Annotated in this window: 17 protein-coding genes and 6 pseudogenes; 13 read left to right on the top strand and 10 right to left on the bottom strand. The window is 62.3% G+C overall.

Annotated features, from left to right (window positions below; all coding sequences use genetic code 11):
* Positions 1-40: 40 nt before the first annotated feature.
* The 4 genes from CFB34_RS32860 (at position 41) to CFB34_RS32845 (ending at position 2,877) form a co-directional block, all read left to right on the top strand.
* Positions 41-379: a hypothetical protein gene (locus CFB34_RS32860; protein WP_143282317.1), complete on the top strand. Its 339-nt coding sequence runs from the start codon at positions 41-43 to the stop codon at positions 377-379.
* A gap of 87 nt (positions 380-466) precedes the next feature.
* Entirely contained in the window at positions 467-1,723 is a 1,257-nt protein-coding gene (locus tag CFB34_RS32855) for a DUF6402 family protein (RefSeq protein ID WP_027813803.1), read from the top strand.
* Complete coding sequence (locus tag CFB34_RS32850; RefSeq protein ID WP_027813802.1) at positions 1,696-2,376, top strand: hypothetical protein; 681 nt, start codon at positions 1,696-1,698, stop codon at positions 2,374-2,376. The genes CFB34_RS32855 and CFB34_RS32850 overlap by 28 nt, the downstream gene beginning before the upstream one ends.
* A gap of 69 nt (positions 2,377-2,445) precedes the next feature.
* Entirely contained in the window at positions 2,446-2,877 is a 432-nt protein-coding gene (locus CFB34_RS32845) for a hypothetical protein (RefSeq protein ID WP_048985624.1), read from the top strand.
* A 15-nt stretch (positions 2,878-2,892) separates the two neighbouring features.
* Here CFB34_RS32845 and CFB34_RS32840 read toward each other — a convergent pair whose 3' ends face one another.
* The 8 genes and pseudogenes from CFB34_RS32840 to merR form a co-directional block, all read right to left on the bottom strand.
* Positions 2,893-4,737 (bottom strand): phage integrase family protein, encoded by a 1,845-nt coding sequence (locus CFB34_RS32840; RefSeq protein ID WP_027813964.1) that lies wholly within the window; start codon positions 4,735-4,737, stop codon positions 2,893-2,895.
* Between the two features lie 3 nt (positions 4,738-4,740).
* Positions 4,741-5,169 carry a hypothetical protein gene (locus tag CFB34_RS32835; RefSeq protein ID WP_027813566.1) on the bottom strand — a complete coding sequence of 143 codons (429 nt, stop codon included), beginning with the start codon at positions 5,167-5,169 and terminating at the stop codon, positions 4,741-4,743.
* A gap of 251 nt (positions 5,170-5,420) precedes the next feature.
* On the bottom strand, positions 5,421-5,756 hold the full coding sequence (locus CFB34_RS32830; protein WP_027813564.1) for a hypothetical protein: 336 nt from the start codon (positions 5,754-5,756) through the stop codon (positions 5,421-5,423).
* A gap of 4 nt (positions 5,757-5,760) precedes the next feature.
* Positions 5,761-6,186 carry a hypothetical protein gene (locus CFB34_RS32825; RefSeq protein ID WP_027813563.1) on the bottom strand — a complete coding sequence of 142 codons (426 nt, stop codon included), beginning with the start codon at positions 6,184-6,186 and terminating at the stop codon, positions 5,761-5,763.
* Positions 6,183-6,473 (bottom strand): hypothetical protein, encoded by a 291-nt coding sequence (locus tag CFB34_RS32820; RefSeq protein ID WP_027813562.1) that lies wholly within the window; start codon positions 6,471-6,473, stop codon positions 6,183-6,185. Before CFB34_RS32820 ends, CFB34_RS32825 begins: the two co-directional genes overlap by 4 nt.
* 81 nt (positions 6,474-6,554) lie before the next feature.
* On the bottom strand, positions 6,555-7,226 hold the full coding sequence (locus CFB34_RS32815) for a hypothetical protein (RefSeq protein WP_034176084.1): 672 nt from the start codon (positions 7,224-7,226) through the stop codon (positions 6,555-6,557).
* Positions 7,227-7,691: 465 nt separating this feature from the next.
* Positions 7,692-8,101, bottom strand: a pseudogene (locus CFB34_RS32810) (DMT family transporter); the annotation flags it as partial.
* Between the two features lie 71 nt (positions 8,102-8,172).
* A complete protein-coding gene (gene merR, locus CFB34_RS32805) occupies positions 8,173-8,607 on the bottom strand; it encodes an Hg(II)-responsive transcriptional regulator (protein ID WP_027813560.1) in 435 nt (144 codons plus the stop codon).
* Positions 8,608-8,677: 70 nt separating this feature from the next.
* Here merR and merT point away from each other — a divergent pair, with 70 nt between their 5' ends.
* The 9 genes and pseudogenes from merT (at position 8,678) to CFB34_RS32760 (ending at position 16,647) form a co-directional block, all read left to right on the top strand.
* Positions 8,678-9,028: a mercuric ion transporter MerT gene (gene merT, locus CFB34_RS32800; RefSeq protein ID WP_027813559.1), complete on the top strand. Its 351-nt coding sequence runs from the start codon at positions 8,678-8,680 to the stop codon at positions 9,026-9,028.
* A gap of 14 nt (positions 9,029-9,042) precedes the next feature.
* The gene (gene merP / locus CFB34_RS32795) at positions 9,043-9,318 is read left to right on the top strand and encodes a mercury resistance system periplasmic binding protein MerP (protein ID WP_027813558.1); all 276 of its coding nucleotides are present in this window, start codon (positions 9,043-9,045) and stop codon (positions 9,316-9,318) included.
* 18 nt (positions 9,319-9,336) lie between these two features.
* Positions 9,337-9,770: pseudogene (gene merC, locus CFB34_RS32790) on the top strand (organomercurial transporter MerC).
* A gap of 45 nt (positions 9,771-9,815) precedes the next feature.
* Positions 9,816-11,495, top strand: a complete 1,680-nt coding sequence (gene merA / locus CFB34_RS32785; RefSeq protein WP_089460186.1) for a mercury(II) reductase — start codon at positions 9,816-9,818, stop codon at positions 11,493-11,495.
* Between the two features lie 16 nt (positions 11,496-11,511).
* Positions 11,512-12,093 carry an organomercurial lyase MerB gene (merB, locus tag CFB34_RS32780; RefSeq protein ID WP_080324417.1) on the top strand — a complete coding sequence of 194 codons (582 nt, stop codon included), beginning with the start codon at positions 11,512-11,514 and terminating at the stop codon, positions 12,091-12,093.
* A gap of 74 nt (positions 12,094-12,167) precedes the next feature.
* A pseudogene (locus CFB34_RS32775) lies at positions 12,168-13,849 on the top strand (transposase family protein).
* 2 nt (positions 13,850-13,851) lie between these two features.
* Positions 13,852-14,759 (top strand): annotated as a pseudogene (locus tag CFB34_RS32770) (TniB family NTP-binding protein).
* Positions 14,756-15,969 (top strand): annotated as a pseudogene (locus tag CFB34_RS32765) (TniQ family protein). The pseudogenes CFB34_RS32770 and CFB34_RS32765 overlap by 4 nt, the downstream one beginning before the upstream one ends.
* Positions 15,970-16,031: 62 nt before the next feature.
* Positions 16,032-16,647 (top strand): annotated as a pseudogene (locus tag CFB34_RS32760) (recombinase family protein).
* 173 nt (positions 16,648-16,820) lie between these two features.
* Here the strand turns inward: CFB34_RS32760 and CFB34_RS39220 are convergent.
* Together CFB34_RS39220 and CFB34_RS32755 are read right to left on the bottom strand one after the other, a co-directional pair.
* On the bottom strand, positions 16,821-17,147 hold the full coding sequence (locus CFB34_RS39220) for a LysR substrate-binding domain-containing protein (RefSeq protein ID WP_347404567.1): 327 nt from the start codon (positions 17,145-17,147) through the stop codon (positions 16,821-16,823).
* Positions 17,148-17,368: 221 nt separating this feature from the next.
* The gene (locus CFB34_RS32755; RefSeq protein ID WP_242808744.1) at positions 17,369-17,617 is read right to left on the bottom strand and encodes a LysR family transcriptional regulator; all 249 of its coding nucleotides are present in this window, start codon (positions 17,615-17,617) and stop codon (positions 17,369-17,371) included.
* Between the last annotated feature and the right edge of the window lie 10 nt (positions 17,618-17,627).

Below are 17,627 nucleotides of genomic sequence, written 5' to 3'. Positions count from 1 at the left end.
CGAATGGACTGGACCGGTTTCCGCTGCGCCGGCGAGAGGTGTGCATGAGCCGGATGTGCTGTATGACGAGCGGCCGCACCGCGCGTTCATCGTCGTTTGTACACGCAAGCATCTTCGAGTCACTGGCGTGCGGTTCCGGTCGGGCCTCTCGTGGCGAGACGCGGTTTACGTGCCATCGAAGCCGACCGCGGCCGCCAGCCTTTCGCCAGCGGCTTGGCTCGCGTGGGCCCGAACGTGGCAGCCAGGGTGGTTGGACAACCAGGCGGCCGAACTCGAAAGCGCAATGTTGGCTCGCCTGGCGAGCAAGCCTTCCGTGTCGATCGTGCCGCCGGCGGATTGCCCCTACCTTTTCATCTTGCGCAATCGCGACCTGATCTAACAGTTGTTTTCATTGTCTCTGATCGATTTTCCGATGAATCGATTAATCTGATACCCGTTCGTTTGAAAAGTCGTTATTCAAGGCCCTATGCCAGACGTCAAGAAAGTCCCGTATTACCAACTGGAGTCCGGAGTTCTATATTCCAGCAAACGGTGGAAATGTTACTCTGGCGTGGTCGGATGCGTTCCCATCGACACGCAGCAAAAAATCTCGTTCGATAGACTTGCGCCGAACGAGCCGCCGTCACCGCCACCATCGAAGGCAGCCGCTCCTCTCGCGCCACAGAAGCCGCCTGCTCCAGCACCGGCCAAGCCGCCCGCCAAGCCACAACCGAGTGATAAGCCCCAAGACGCCGAGCAAGCGAACAAGCTGCCTGAGTTCGATCTGCAGGACATTCCCAAAGCGATGGACAAGATGGGCTGGCCGATCTCGGCCAAGCTTGCGCGAGAGTGGTTTGCAAGCCCTAAGCACGCCTATAACGACCAGCTCAACTCGGTGCAGCCGATCGACGACAGGACAGTCTCTCTGGAATGGGCGTTGCGGTTTCGCGGAGCACTTGAGCGTTTCAATCAACTCGTCCGACAAGCGATTTACACTCCGAATGCTGCTACATCGGCGAGGAATACGCTGACGCCCGTGATCGAGAAGAGTTTCGCGGCCGGACAAATGAACGCGGCAGGTATCGTGATCGACACTACGCCGTTTCTGACGGATCTGCTTCAGTTTCATGTCGCCTGGAGATTTCAGTACCAGTCAGTATCATCCGTCGACACACTCGACGGTACGGCGTTGACCGATCTAACCGGCGCACTGGCAAACTTCAACTTCTACGCTGCTGTTGGGAAGGCGACCGTTACCGGCGAGCGTTACTACAAGTACGAAGGCAAGAACAAAATATTCTGTCTCGAACCGGTTGCACAGATTACCCACATCTATGTCTACATCAAGGATAGCTATTCATTTAACGATGATTCGCCTTCCAAGAGCCAGTATCTTGGCCACTGGAACAAGAACGGAATGGTGCTGTCGTACGTCGCTGCAGCCAACGATTTCTTCAAGAGCAGCAACTTGAATGTCGGAAATTCAACCATCGAAAAGTGGCACTATCTTCCTGAAGGCGAAGAGGTCAACAAACCGATCGACAAACGGACAAGTCTCTTTCGGAAATTTATGGCGAAGGATGTGTACTGGCCAGTGCACAACAAGACATATCGCGAGTGGAGAGCGGCACACAATCGTGGCGGTGACTTTATGGTTTACAGTAGACCCAAACTCGTGAAACTGGACAACCCGATTGTTTTGAAACTTGATACCGTATGCAGACCCATCCCGGCGGAACAATGAAGATGATCCGCCTCATCCTCAGAGCGATCTTGGTAGTCGGGGCCGTGGCCTTGGTTGCCGCCATCGTGTGGCCGTTCCTGCCGCCTGGCGCCACGAACGCGATCGCGATTTTCGCGCTCAAGAACGGCAAGACCGCGATCTTCATCGTCACCGCGGTCATCTTTGCAGCCTACTTCTACTGGCTTCTTCGAAATATCGCCCATTTCGGCCGAGCGAAGCGCGCGGGACTGGCGATCGTGACACTTGGCTTATTGGCCTGCCTCGCGCTCATCAGTTTAGGCGGGGTCACGACAGACGACACCGATTGTCAGCGCTTCAACTACAACGCCAAGATGAATGGTGGAATCAAACAGGTCGACGGCACGACCTACATCGTCAACATCTGCGGAAGTGGTGCGCGCAGTCATGGATTTTTTGCAGATCAGAACGAGCAGGTCAAACTCGTCATCACCGATGCGAATGGCTCGACGCTCGCCACGCGCTTATTTTTCGTTTTTTGGGACGGCCGGCCGGGTGAAGACTCGATCAAGATCCGCGATGGCAAATTGATTTACTTCGACGCGTCCGATCAGTACGACAGCATGCGTTCGATCTCGCTGCCGCCCACCTTGATCGACTGGGTTGCCGCAAGAATTCCGATTTGGCTTCGCTGAGAGTAGCCGCCCGTACAGCCATCAAACGGCTCCGCCGTCCAATCCCACAAAAATCAGCCTCGGCGAAATATGCAGGTCACCAGAAAACATGTAATCGCGATCGCGCTTGTCTTGGTACTGGCGATTCCGGCTCTTGCGTTACGGAAGCCATACGAAGATTGCGAGAGCTATACGCAGGATCTTAACGGGGGAACGAAAGAGTTCGGTGGCAAGAAGTACAAGATCGAGCTATGTCGGGTGCCCCGCTCTTTTGCCGATGGTGACGAAATTCGACTCCGGGTGATGGGTCCGGCAGGAGACGTGCTGGCGGAGCGTTATTTTGCGGTGCGCACGCTCAACGATGCAGCACCCACGGAACTGCGGTACAGCGACGACAACATTTTCTACTACGACCAGTCGAAGTCGTCTCCGTTGCGCTTCATTGCCATGCCGCCTTCCCGGACGGACTGGTGGACGGCACGCATACCGTTGCTGCAACGACTGCTCGCGTTCTTTTCATAAGATCGGGAGACGCACTCAGCCGTCGCGTGTTAGCCGGGCATGGTACTTCGCCGCCTCGCGGCGCATCCGCGCCTCTTCCGGCGACACGTAGATCGACGTGGTGCCGAGCGACGCGTGGCCGAGCGTGCGCTGCACGACCTCGAGCGCGACGCCGGCGGCCAACATCTGCGTGCCGACCGTGTGCCGGAATGCATGGGGCGACGTGCTGGCCAGCTTGCGCCGTTCAGACTCAGTGAGATCCGACATCACCGCGAGCAGCTGCGCGATCGCCCATTGCGTGAGTCCGCGCGCGCCGCGCACCGAATAGCCGCCCCGCGCTGCGGCGCCGGCTACTGCTTCGTCAGTGTCGACGGGCTCGCCGAATTTCTCGCGGGCTCGCGGCGTCGGCGGGATGACCAACGGCGCCACCAGCGGCAACCCGGGCGGCTTCGCTGCGGCCGCCGCGTCGAGATCCTGGCCGCGATCGCGCCAGTGCGCGCGCAGCGCGTCGACGCACTCGTCGCTGATCGGCACGAAGCGTTGCTTGTTGCCCTTGCCGATCACCTCGAGCAACCAGCTGGCCGGCGTGTCGTCGTCCGCCGGCATCCAGACAAGCGCCGCACGCCTCGCCGCGGCCGCCTCAGCGATCCGCAGGCCACCATCCCCCATCAGCAGCAACAGCGCACGTGCTGTCCGCCAGCGCGGCCCGCTCGGCCCCTGCAGCTCGCTGCGTTCGGCCAGCGTCTCGCGTACGCGCGTCCAGAGGTCAAGCGGTAGTGCTCGCTCGACCTGCAGCTTGCGCACCCGCCTGACGACGCTGGGATCGGAGACGGCCGCCCAAGGGTTGCCGGCCAGATACCGCACCGCGACGAGCCACGTGAATGCCGCGCGAATCGCGCGCACCGCGTAGCGCTGGCTTTCCGGTGACAGGCCACCCGGCGCGAACGGCCGCCACTGGCTGCTCGTGCGCGCGACTGGCGGCCCCGTGAAGCGTTCGCCCGGCGCGGCGAGAAACGCCTTGTAGGCCTCGCAATCCTCAACCCGCATCGACGACAGCGCGACGCCGCGTTCCGCCACGCACCACAGCACGAGGCGCTCGAGCTCCTTCCTGTAGACCCGCTGCGTCGCGGGCCGGTCGTCGTAGCGATGCAGATAGGCCCGCACCGCATCGAGATCGTGCGCCGCGCCGAGATACGCGAACACGGGCGCGCGGTTCGCCCCGTGCGCGCCGGACAGCTCGACGGGCAGCGCCAGGCGCTCGAGCGGGGCCAGCTGCCCGGCGCCGGCGGTGACGCCCGCCGACGTCGGCGCGAGCGCGTCGCCGGCGTCGACGTCGACCTCAACGGGCGCGCCGATCGACGCCGCGTGACGCCGCAACCAGGCGACCAGCACGCGGGCGCGGCCGACGCCGATGCGCGGCACCGATCGCCACCACTGCCCACCGCGGCGGTTCACGAACGCGACGAGCTCGCCGAGCGTGTGGATGCCCTCTCCCTCCAGGCGTGCGGCAACGAGCGGCCGAAACCAGCGACCGACCGGGTGCTCGGCCCGCGGCGCGGCGACCGCCCACTGCGCGGCGACCTGCTCGATCAGTTGCAGCGACACGGGCGTCAGGCGGGGCTCGCCGTATTTCGCGATCGCCGCCTGCAGGTGGGCTTGCAATACTGGCGAGCCGTCGCGTAGCGCGGCCGCGACCAAGTCGTCGCGCATCGTGCGCAGCAGCTGAGCGACGTCGACCGGCTCGACGGCATCACGGTCGAAGTACAGTCGCTCGATTGTCTCGATCGGCAAGCCTTTCACGCGCGCGCGCAGCGCCGTGAATTCGGTGCGGCTGTAGCTGCGCAACGGCATCTGGGCGAGCTGCTGGGGACGATTTGCCATGGCTCAGCCTGCAGGAATGGGCGATACGACCGTATCGGCCGTGGTGACGCGCTGAAGCCGTTCGAACGCGGCGATATAGCGATGCATCGGTACCGCCGCCAGCTGCGCGTCCAACCGTGCGAGCACGTGCTCGACCGCCGCGCGCTCGAGGTCGGTCAGCGCGCCCGACTCGCCCCGCTCGGCGCGATCGGCGCAGTCCTGGAGGGCCGCCTCGGCCCGTCGATAGAGTGCCGCCTCGGTCGAGTCGAGAAAGTACGCGAGGTAGATCGCATTCAATAGCGTGGCCAGCTGCGCGACGTCGTCGTTCGCGTCGCGTAGTGCCGCGAGCGCCACGTGGTGCTTCAGCTGGATCCGACGCAGTTCGCCGGTCGGGATCGGCAGCAGTTGCGCCCTGGTCAGCGGCCGGCGGTTACGGGACGTGGCTTTTCTCATCGGCTCGGAAAATTCGACGAGCGGACCTTGTCGCACCGCTCGCATTGATACGCGTGGAGACCGCTGTCGTTCAGTATGTAGCGGTAATGGGTATGCTGCACCCAGCGATGCGCACCCACCAGACACGCTAAACGTGCCATCCAATTGCGGAGCATGTTGTCCTCCAGTTCGATTTTCGTCTGCAGCTCGAGCGGCGCTGCGGCACCGTTCGGGCAGCGCATCGGGAAACTCGCAGAGCGCCGTGCAGGTTGTCATTCGGCCGTCGCGGTTTGAGCTGGCCCGAATGTGTCGGCCCAGCTCTCGTCCGTCACGTTGTCGAGCGTGGCAATCGCCGCCGCACGCGACGCGTCGATGCTCGACGCCTCACTGTTCGGCACGTGCATGCCTGTCAGCACGTCGGAAGCCGCATAGCAAGGGACATCATCGCGCCCGACGATCGCATGAACGGCCCATGTCCGACCGCGGTGCTCGAACGGTATGCCGATCACCTGGACATCGCCCGTCCGCATGGCGAGCGTGAACACCACGCCATTGACGTATTGGGGCGCCGGCCGGACAGGCGGTTTTTTCCGGTAAGAGCGGGCCATGGTATTAACTCCTGCAGGGAATCGGCACCCAGAGTTCGGACACCGGCGGTTCGCCGAGGACAAGCGCGAGGAAATCGCCTGCCGCCGCCGGGTGTTCAATGAAGCGCTGTACATGGGCCGGCCGAGCAAACGCGACATCCAGCAACGCGCCCGATGCGCTGCGGACCAACGAGTGCGAGACGAAGCGTTGTTGCGCGCCGTCGCCACCGTTCACAAGCCAGCCGCGTACCGGCGTATCGCCGGGATGCGATTGCAGCCAGCGCGTGACCTGCTCGTGGCAGCGATGCGGATTGGGAGGCCAATGCGCCAGCGCGCCGGCACCCGCGTAACGGTCGATCGACAGAGCGTTCGCATAGTCGTGCGCGATGGCGTCGGAAAGCGTCAGCTTCACGGCGGTCAGCGCGGCGTTACGGTCGAAGGCAGCGGTCATGATGCGCGGTCGTCCGATGTGGTGCGCCCGGACGGTGCGGCCGCGGCGCTGACCAGATCCAGCAGCCGATGCTCGTCGCGCTGCAGCGCTTGCCGTCCCGCGTCATCGACGGTCTTTCGGGCGGCGTTCACGAAGCCGAGCCAGTACGCGAACAGGCTGACGGCTGATGCATGCAGTGCCCTGCGTTCGGCATCGTCGCCGGCGGCCGCGGCGAAGGTCATATAGTCGCGGATATGCCTTTCGGCCGATGCGGTCAGTTCAGGATACGAGACGGTGTAGTCGTGCACGTTGGTCTATCAGGTGTTGAAGTTGGAGGAATCGAGATCCACCGGAACCGCTCCGATGGATCTCTCGTCATTGCTGTTTTTCTACCAGGCCGGTGCGAACGCGCCGGGCTTCAAAATGAGATTCATGAAATGGTGCGTGGTCAGCGACACCGGCCGCTTCTTCGGACGCTTCAAGATCTCGAACTGACACGGCGCCACTTCGACGAGCAAGCCACATCCTTCCGGCACCTCCGACGCCTCGATCATGCCGGCCGGCGCTGCGTAGTACAGCACCTCCGCGATTTTCCCGTAGCCGGCCCGCTTCTCGGGGCGAGCCACGTCCGCGAGAAAATCCGCGCGACTCACCTTCACTTCATCGACACACGGATTGATGCGCTTTTCGTCGTAGTTCGCAGCGACTGAAAACACGTCGGGACGAATCGCTTGCCGGCCACCGCTTTCAAGGTCGACCAGCAATTCGATGTTCTGCCACGTCACGCGACCTTGACTCTGACGCCACTGCGCCAAGCGGCCAGCAAGAGTGTGATGCGGCTGACGCCGCTCGACCTCGCGCGCCTTCTCGGCGGCAAGCTCTTGCTCGCCCGCTTTCGTGATGCGAAAGCGAACGCCGTAGCCGAAGCGCTCGAAGCGCTCAACCAACCCGAGTGCGGCCAGGTCCAGGTCGATGCCGTCCGTCATCCCGGCACCACCATTCGCCAGGCCTTGCCAATAGAACCGCAGGCGTTTGTAGTGTTGGCGTGTCAGCGTCGTCATCGCGTTTTCCGTTACGATTCGTATCCCGGTTGGTGAATAGGATCAGTCGGGTGACCGCCACAGACGCGACACCAGAAGACCCCTTCCGATGGTTGGTCCATCGGAACCACCTCGTGACCGATCATCTCCCTGTCCTCATCATAGTGACGTGGATCTAGGGGAGGCAGTACGCCTGTGAACGAACAATAGAGTTTGACACAGCGCGCACAATAAAATCAGATGCTTAGCGATCTACTGGGTTAGGCACCGATGAAATAGAGCTTGACACTAACGCAATCCAACACAATTCGCAGAAGCATTTTGCGACAAAAGAGTTTGACACAAGTTGTAATGCCCCAAGGGTACACCGGCGCCGACTGCCGAAGCTTCTAGCCTCTGATCAGAGCGGGAACGGCACCTCGTAATCTTCGTCTTGCCCGTGGCATATCGCCTGCTCGCCGTTCTGCACGCGCTCAGTTCGCGCACCTAATGCTTGTGCCGGTGATGCACATCCGGGAAGTGTGCATGCGAATGGGTGATGGGCAGGTGCACATGCGGATGGGTATGGGGTTCATCGCTATCGAATGGGAAATCGTGCTCGTGCTGGTGATGTTCGTCGTGGCGATGGCGATGCGTGTGTTCGAGAGGCTCGTGCGTATGCTCATGCTCATGTCGTTCACGCACGTGCAGCCAAATGCCCAGCGCCATCATGGCGGTGGCGATCCAGAAAGACACGGACGGCCACTCGGGCCAGATAAGCAACGATAGCGCCACGCCGAAAAGCGGCGCAACCGAGAAGTAGGCGCCGGCCCGGGCTGACCGAGGTGCCGGAGCGCGATCACAAAGAACACCAGACTCACGCCGTAGCCGGCAAGCCCGGTCAGCATCGCAGCAGCGACCGTGATCGCGCCCGGTAACGGGTGCCCTCAAGAAACGGACTTTTGCGTACGTTAATGGCGAATGGCACTTACGCGGCGCCGACGTCACGTGGTTCTTCGCCTCGCTGCAATGAGGCAATCAGCGGACACGACACGTTGCCCTTGCGCGAATGGCACGCGCACACGAGCTGGGTGAGCACGGCTTCCATGCGTTCGAGATCGGCGAGTTTGTCCTGAATGTCGCGGAGCTTGTGCTCCGCGAGGCTGCTCGCCTCGTCGCAATGCGTCCCATCCTCCAGTTTCAACAGGTCCGCTATTTCGTCGAGGCTGAAGCCCAGCCGCTGGGCCGACTTGACGAACCGAACCCTCGTCACATCGCCTTCGCCATAGCGGCGAATGCTGCCATACGGCTTATCCGGTTCCAGCAGCAATCCCTTGCGCTGATAGAACCGGATCGTCTCCACATTGACGCCGGCGGCCTTCGCGAAGGCGCCGATGGTCAGGCTTTCGCTACCGTTATCCATACCGCTTGACTCCGTACATAGGTACGGAAGTAAGGTTACGCTACTCAGTGGATATTCGGAAGGGCAGCGTATGGCGGAACAGCAGAATGGGCGCGGCGCACTTGCCGCCGGCGGACTGGCCGCTATCCTCGCGTCGACCTGCTGCCTCGGGCCACTGGTGCTCGTCGCGCTGGGTGTGAGCGGCGCCTGGATCGGCAATCTGACTTTGCTCGAACCCTGGCGGCCGGCTTTCATCGGCGTGGCACTGGTGGCGTTGTTCTTCGCCGGCCGACGCATCTTTCGGCCCGTTGCGGTGTGCAGGCCCGGCGAGGTGTGCGCGATTCCACAGGTGCGCGCCGCGTACAAGCTCATCTTCTGGATCGTTGTCGCGTTGGTACTGATCGCGGTTGGTTTCCCCTACGTACTGCCCCTGTTCTATTGAACCTGGAGTTCATCATGAAAAAGCTGCTTGCAGCACTCGCGCTCGCCGTTGTTGCCGTCCCGGTCTGGGCCGCGACGCAGACGGTTACGCTGTCTGTGCCCGGCATGACGTGTGCCGCCTGCCCCATTACGGTCAAACACGCGCTGTCCCAAGTTACGGGCGTCGAAAAAACGGATGTCCGTTTCGAGCAGCGCGAAGCCGTCGTGACGTTCGACGATGGCAAGACGAGCGTCCAGGCACTGACCAAGGCTACGGCGGACGCGGGCTATCCGTCGTCGGTCAAGCCCTGAAACTACAGAGGTACTGCAATGTCATTCGTCACGCGCGCGGCCGATAAGGCCGGTTTGCTTGGCAGCATCGTGTCGGCGATGGGCTGTGCGAGCTGCTTCCCGCGATCGCCAGTCTGGGCGCCACCATTGGTCTGGGCTTCCTGAGCCAGTACGAAGGGTTGTTCATCCGCATCCTGCTACCGGCCTTCGCCGGCGTCGCGCTGTTCGCCAATGCGGTCGGCTGGCTCAAGCATCGGCAGTGGCGCCGTACCGTGCCCGGCCTGATCGGGCCGCTGCTGGTGCTGGCAGCCGTGTTTGTGATGCGCGCCTATGGCGAGCGCAGCGGCTGGCTGCTCTATCCCGGTCTCGCCATTATGGTGGCGACATCGCTCTGGGACCTGTTCTCCCCGGCCCAACGCGTCTGTGCCACCGATACGTGTGATTCGTGCACGGGCAGCGTGCGCAAGGGTTGAGTAGTGGCGCATCTAACTAAATCCATGAAAGAACGGAGCAAGGCGATGATGACCTTGAAGATTGACGGGATGACCTGCGCTTCCTGCGCCGAGCATGTCAGGCAGGCGCTGGAAAAGGTGCCCGGCGTGCGCTCGGCAGCGGTCTCCTATTCCAAAGCCCTAGCCGATCTGACGGTCGATGAAGGGGTTAGTCACGACACGCTGACTGCCGCGGTGACGACAGCCGGCTATCACGCCAGGGTGGCTGACGTGCCACCCCACTCAGCAGGCCTGCCCGGCAAGACGCCCGGCTCGGCGGAAACTGGTGGGAAGCGTAGCGGCGGTGATAGCGCGCTGCGGATCGCCGTGATCGGCAGTGGTGGCGCTGCCATGGCGGCTGCGCTAAAGGCTGCCGAAAACGGCGCGCAGGTGACGCTGATCGAGCGCGGCACCATCGGCGGCACCTGCGTGAACGTCGGCTGCGTGCCCTCCAAAATCATGATCCGTGCCGCCCATATCGCGTATCTGCGGCAGACGAGTCCCTTCGACGCGGGCATTACCGCGACGGCACCGGCCATTGACCGGCCGCGCATGCTCGCCCAGCAGCAGGCGCGCGTGGACGAGCTGCGCCACGCCAAATATGAAAACATTCTCGACACGAGCCCGAACATCAACGTCCTGCACGGCGAGGCGCGGTTCACGGGAAGCCATTCGCTCACGATCACGCTGACCGCCGGCGGCGAACGTACGGTGTCGTTCGATCGCTGCCTGATTGCCACAGGTGCAACTGCCGCAGTGCCGCCGATTCCGGGCCTGAAGGACACGCCGTACTGGACCTCGACCGAAGCGCTGGTGAACGACGCGATTCCCGAGCGACTGGCTGTGATCGGCTCGTCGGTAGTCGCACTGGAACTGGCCCAGGCATTTGCACGGCTGGGCAGCCATGTTACGGTCCTGGCCCGTCACACGCTGCTCTACCAGGAGGACCCGGCGATCGGCGAAGCCGTGACGGCCGCCTTTCGCGCCGAGGGCATCGAGGTGCTGGAACAGACCCAGGCAACCCACGTGTCGCACGCCGATGGCAAGTTCGTCGTCACCACGAACCACGGCGAGCTGCGGGCCGACCAGTTGCTGGTGGCAACAGGTCGTGCTCCCAACACCGGTAGTCTGAATGTGGCGGGCGCCGGCGTGCAGCTCGACGAGCGCGGCGCCATCGTGATCGACGGCGGCATGCGCACGAGCGCACCGGATATCTATGCGGCGGGCGACTGCACCAACCAGCCGCAGTTCGTCTATGTCGCGGCGGCTGCCGGTACACGCGCGGCGATCAACATGACCGGAGGTGATGTACGTCTCAATCTCGATACGATGCCGACGGTCGTCTTCACTGAGCCACAGGTTGCGACGGTTGGCTACAGCGAGGCGCAGGCGCACCGGGCGGGCATCGAGACCGACAATCGCACCCTAACGCTCGACAATGTCCCACGTGCGCTGGTGAACTTCGACACGCACGGCTTCATCAAGCTGGTGGCGGAAGCCGGCACCGGCCGGCTCATCGGCGTGCAGGCGGTGGCGCCCGAGGCGGGCGAACTCATCCAGACGGCCGCGATCGCGATCCGCGCAAGGATGACCGTGCAGGACCTCGCCGACCAGCTGTTCCCGTACCTGACAATGGTCGAGGGGCTCAAGCTCGCTGCGCAGACCTTCTCGAAGGATGTGAAGCAGCTCTCATGCTGCGCGGGATAACCTGTGGGGGACGACGATGAACCTTGCGCGCCATACGGCCGAACTGGTCGAGCGCCTGGCGATGGCCAACCAGTTGGAAGGCTTTGCAGATCTCTTTGTCGTGCTGCTGCGTGAACTCAGCAAGGGGGCGCCGGTTTCTCCGGCCGCATTGGCCCTGGCCTTGGACTGGCCCATCGAGCGGGTGAGCGTGGCACTCGAACAGGCGGTAAGCACGGAGTGGGACGACTATGGCAACGTCGTCGGCTACGGCTTGACGTTGCGTGAGACCCCGCACACTTTCGAGGTCGACGGCCGGCGCCTGTACACGTGGTGTGCCTTCGATACGCTGTTCTTCCCGGCGCTGATCGACCGGACGGCCCACGTGGTCTCGCGATGTGCCGCCACCGGCACACCGGTCTCGCTCACGGTCACGCCCACCGCGATAGAGGACATCGAGCCGACGGGCGCGGCCGTGTCGCTGATCCTCCCGCAGAACACGCCTGACATCCGCGCTGCGTTCTGCTGTCATGTGCATTTCTTTGCCTCTGCCGCTGTCATTTCCAGAAGACGACTGCACCATTCAGCGCGGTTTGAAGCCTCTTGTGCATACGGCTCCTGACAGCCAGATATCAGGACTCCTCTGCACGAAACTCGTCTATGCTCAATACTCGTGTGCACCAAAGCGAGATGAGCATGGCGACCGATACCGCACCGATTACCGAGCACGGCGTGGCCACCCTGCCAGAACAGGCATGGGAGCGTGCGCGTCGTCGCGCGGAGATCATTGGGCCGTTGGCGCAGTCGGAGACGGTTGGGCATGAAGCGGCCGACGCGGCAGCCCAGGCATTGGGGCTGTCCCGGCGGCAGGTCTACGTCCTGATCCGCCGTGCCCGGCTAGGATCGGGGCTGGTCACTGACTTGGCTCTTGGGCAGTCGAGCGGTGGCAAAGGTAAAGGCCGCTTGCCGGAGTCGGTCGAACGAATCATCCGCGAGTTACTGCAAAAGCGCTTCCTGACCAAGCAGAAGCGTAGCTTGGCGGCGTTCCACCGCGAAGTTGTGCGGGCGTGCAAGCTGCAAAAGCTGCGGGTGCCGGCGCGCAACACGGTGGCTCTGCGGATCGCCGGCCTCGATCCGCGCGAGGTCACTCACCGCCGGGAAGGACAAGATGCCGCCCGCGACCTGCAAGGTGTTGGTGGTGTTCCGCCACCCGTCTCCGCGCCGCTGGAGCAGGTGCAGATCGACCACACAGTCATCGACCTGATCGTGGTGGACGAGCGCGACCGGCAACCGATTGGCCGTCCATACCTGACCCTCGCCATCGACGTATTCACCCGCTGCGTGGTTGGCATGGTCGTTACGCTGGAAGCCCCGTCCGCCGTCTCGGTCGGCTTGTGCTTGGTGCATGCCGCCTGCGACAAGCGCCCTTGGTTGGAAGGGTTGAACGTAGAGATGGATTGGCCGATGAGCGGCAAGCCCAGACTGCTCTACTTGGACAACGCGGCTGAGTTCAAGAGCGAGGCGCTGCGCCGTGGCTGCGAGCAGCATGGCATCCGGTTGGACTATCGCCCGCTCGGGCAGCCGCACTACGGCGGTATCGTGGAACGGATCATCGGCACGGCGATGCAGATGATCCACGACGAATTGCCGGGGACGACCTTCTCCAATCCTGACCAGCGCGGGGAATACGCCTCCGAGAAGATGGCCGCCCTGACACTGCGCGAGCTGGAGCGCTGGCTCACATTGGCGGTCGGCACCTATCACGGCTCCGTGCACAACGGCCTGCTCCAACCGCCGGCCGCGCGCTGGGCCGAAGCTATCACGCGGACCGGCGTGCCAACCGTCATCACTCGCGCTACGGCTTTTCTGGTCGATTTTCTGCCCATCATCCGCCGCACGCTGACCCGCACCGGCTTCGTCATCGACCACATCCACTACTACGCCGATGCGCTCAAGCCGTGGATAGCTCGGCGGGACCGCTTGCCTGCGTTCCTGATCCGGCGCGACCCGCGCGACATCAGCCGCATATGGGTGCTGGAACCAGAGGGGCAGCACTACCTGGAAATTCCCTACCGTACCTTGTCGCACCCGGCTGTCACCCTCTGGGAACAACGACAGGCGCTGGCGAAATTGCGGCAGCAAGGGCGCGAACAGGTGGATGAGTCGGCGTTGTTCCGCATGATCGGCCAGATGCGCGAAATCGTTACCACCGCGCAGAAGGCTACGCGCAAGGCGCGGCGCGACGCGGATCGACGCCAGCATCTCAAGGCAACGGCAACGCCTGTCAAAACCACGCCACCACCGGCGCTGACATGGATGGGCAGCAGGCAGACAACCAGCCGCCGGCCAAACCGTTCGACCAGATTGAGGAGTGGTAGCCGTGGAAGAATATCCCATCATCGACTTGTCCCACCTGCTGCCGGCGGCCCAGGGCTTGGCCCGTCTCCCGGCGGACGAACGCATCCATCGCCTTCGCGCCGACCGCTGGATCGGCTATCCGCGAGCAGTCGAGGCGCTGAACCGGCTGGAAATCCTGTATACGTGGCCAAACAAGCAACGCATGCCCAACCTGCTGCTGGTCGGCCCGACCAACAACGGCAAGTCGATGATCGTCGAGAAGTTCCGGCGCACGCATCCGGCCAGAGCCGATGCCGACCAGGAGCACATTCCGGTACTGGTCGTGCAGATGCCATCCGAACCGTCGGTAATCCGCTTCTACGTCGCGCTGCTCGCGGCGATGGGTGCGCCATTGCGACCGCGCCCACGGCTGCCAGAAATGGAACAACTGGCGCTGGCACTGCTGCGCAAGGTCGGCGTGCGCATGCTGGTGATCGACGAGTTGCACAACGTCCTGGCCGTAACAGCGTCAATCGCCGGGAATTCCTCAATCTCCTGCGCTTCCTCGGCAATGAACTGCGCATCCCACTGGTCGGGGTCGGCACGCGCGACGCCTACCTGGCCATCCGCTCCGATGACCAGTTGGAAAATCGCTTCGAGCCGATGATGCTGCCGGTATGGGAGGCCAATCACGATTGCTGCTCACTGCTGGCCAGTTTCGCCGCTTCGCTTCCACTGCGGCGACCCTCGTCGATTGCCACGCTGGACATGGCCCGCTACCTGCTCACACGCAGCGAGGGCACCATCGGCGAACTGGCGCACTTGCTGATGGCGGCGGCCATCGTCGCAGTGGAGAGCGGCGAGGAAGCGATCAACCATCGCACGCTGAGCATGGCCGATTACACCGGTCCCAGCGAGCGGCGGCGGCAATTCGAGCGGGAACTGATGTGAAGCCAGCGCCACGCTGGCCACTGCATCCGGCCCCCAGAGAAGGCGAAGCCTTGTCTTCGTGGCTCAACCGCGTGGCCCTTTGCTATCACATGGAGGTGTCCGAGCTGCTGGAGCACGATCTTGGTCACGCTCAGGTTGATGACCTGGATACCGCGCCACCACTGGCGCTGTTGGCGATGCTCTCCCAGCGGAGCGGCATCGAGCCGGACCGGCTGCGTTGCATGAGTTTCGCCGGCTGGGTGCCTTGGCTACTGGACAGCCTTGATGATCAGATTCCAGACGCATTGGAAACCTATGCGTTCCAGCTCTCGGTGCTGCTGCCGAAACTCCGCCGTAGGACGCGATCCATCACGAGCTGGCGTGCCTGGCTGCCCAGCCAGCCGATACATCGCGCCTGTCCTCTCTGTCTGAACGACCCGGCAAACCAAGCCGAACTGCTTGCATGGAAGCTGCCCCTGATGCTGAGCTGCCCGCTGCATGGCTGCTGGCTGGAATCCTATTGGGCGTGCCTGGGCGGTTTCTCGGCTGGGAGAACGCCGACACTGCGTCGCGCACCGCCAGCGACGCGATTGCAGTGATGGACCGGCGTACCTGGCAGGCACTGACGACCGCCATGTGGAACTGCCGTGCCGACGCATCCACGCTGGATTGTGGTTTCGACTGCTACGCACGCTGCTCGATGAGCTGAACACCCGCTTTCGGCGTGCGGAACCTACGCGGGGTATCTCCGCCAAGTCTGGCAAGGCTGCGGGCATCCGCTGCGTGCTGGGCAAAGTCTGTGGCGACCGTATGAAACCCTGAACCCGGCAATACGGTTGCAGATGCTGGAGGCGGCGGCAACGGCAATCAGCTTGATCGAGTTGAGGGATATCAGCCCGCCAGGCGAGCATGCAAAGCTGTTCTCGTCCGAGCCCCAAACCGGGTTCACCAGTGGTCTGCCGGCGAAACCGCCGAAGCCCGAACCCGTCAATCACTGGCAACGGCGGTCCAAGCTATCAGTGAGGCGATCATTGAAGCCCGGCACGACCCCGAGACGGCACGCTCGCTGTTCGCGTTGGCTTCCTATGGTCGGCGCGATCCCGCTTCCCTGGAACAGTTGCGCGCCACCTTTGCAAAGGAAGGCATTCCCCCGGAATTTCTGTCACATTACGAGGCTGATGGACCCTTTGCATGTCTTAGACAGAATGACGGGTTAAGTGACAAATTTTGACGACCAGAACTTTCCGAGTGCACACTGTCACATAATCGAACGTATACGTGACGGGTGAAAAGGTGCTGATCGGCTACATGCGGGTATCGAAGGCGGACGGATCCCAGTCCACCAATTTGCAACGCGATGCGCTCATCGCCGCTGGTGTGAGCCTTGCGCACCTTTACGAGGATCTGGCCTCGGGCAGGCGCGATGATCGCCCAGGGTTGGCTGCTTGCCTGAAGGCGCTTTCGTGAAGGGGACACGCTGATCGTGTGGAAGCTCGATCGGCTTGGCCGTGATCTGCGCCACCTGATCAACACCGTGCACGACCTAACTGCGCGTAGCGTGGCCTGAAGGTCCTGACCGGTCACGGTGCGGCGGTCGACACGACGACTGCGCCGGCAAGCTTGTGTTCGGTATTTTTGCCGCGCTGGCCGAGTTCGAGCGTGAGTTGATTTCCGAGCGAACAGTCGCTGGACTTATCTCGGCGCGCGCTCGCGGCAGGAAAGGGGGGCGCCCCTTCAAGATGACCGCCGCCAAGCTACGCCTGGCCAGCATGGGCAACCGGAAACCAAGGTGGGCGATCTCTGCGAAGAACTCGGGATTACCCGGCAGACGCTCTACCGGCACGTGTCGCCCAAGGGCGAACTGCGGCCAGACGGCGTAAAGCTGCTCTCCCTCGGTTCAGCCGCATAAATGGAGGCGACCTGGAACGGGGCGCTGTTCAGTGCGGCAACGATCCGATTACCGGTGTCGACCCTCAAGAGCCGCTCAGAATTTCTGGCCCAGCGCCGGCAGTGCAGCGGTTGCGGTCAGTGAGATGCGCGCAGAGAAGGTCAGCTCTCGGCCAGAAGCAGACATTCGTTTTGCTATTTATATTCTATTGAGCCTAAATCCGGAGAATGGAGAATCAAATCTGCAAGGCTTGCCACCGGACCGCTTAACGAAGTTTCTGAGCGATGTACGAGATAAAGATCTTTGTAAACATCTTCTTCAATCGGAATTGCATGTAACCATCCGCTTGCCTGTTCATGCTTGACCGCGCTTTCCATCACAAGCGAGATTCCTAGCCCTGCGTGGACCGCGTGTTTGACCGCCTCGGTGCTACTAACTGCATACCCACTGTGAACTCTGCCGAGTCGGCACCGGCATATTGTTGTAGTAGGCGCCCAGTCCGGTAGCCGCTTCGCCTCCAAGCAAGATCTGGGATTTTAACCACTTAAGTGGAATGGTCGACTCGGCAGCCCAAGGATGGCCGGGCGAACAATGACAACATCCTCTCGCGCCGCCATACTGTTGAGACGAACCAGGACGTGAGTCCCACCACTCCATTACCGCTACATCCACTTCAAGCGTTTCCAGCAAAGCGGCAATCTCGATATTTTTGCCGATCCTCACATCGATCTTGTTTGCTAATTTATCTTGGAGCGCCTTGATATAGGGTTGTAAAAGATAAATGCGATATTGGAGCTTGCACCAACGACCAGGCTTTTATTGTGGAGGGCTGCCGTAGCCTTATGGCTAGTACGGAGCAATTGTTCCGCATAGGGGAAAAAATCTTTCCCTCCAATGTCAGGCTTTGCGGCATTGTTGCGCGGTCAATCAGCCGGGCCTGCAAAGACTGCTCCAGCCGCTTGATATGCTGCGTTACTGTTGGCTGGGACAATCCAGTTTGC

Origin of the sequence: Burkholderia sp. HI4860, assembly GCF_002223045.2 — a bacterium.
Taxonomy (GTDB): Bacteria; Pseudomonadota; Gammaproteobacteria; order Burkholderiales; family Burkholderiaceae; genus Burkholderia.
This window is presented reverse-complemented; position numbering and strand designations above follow the sequence as displayed.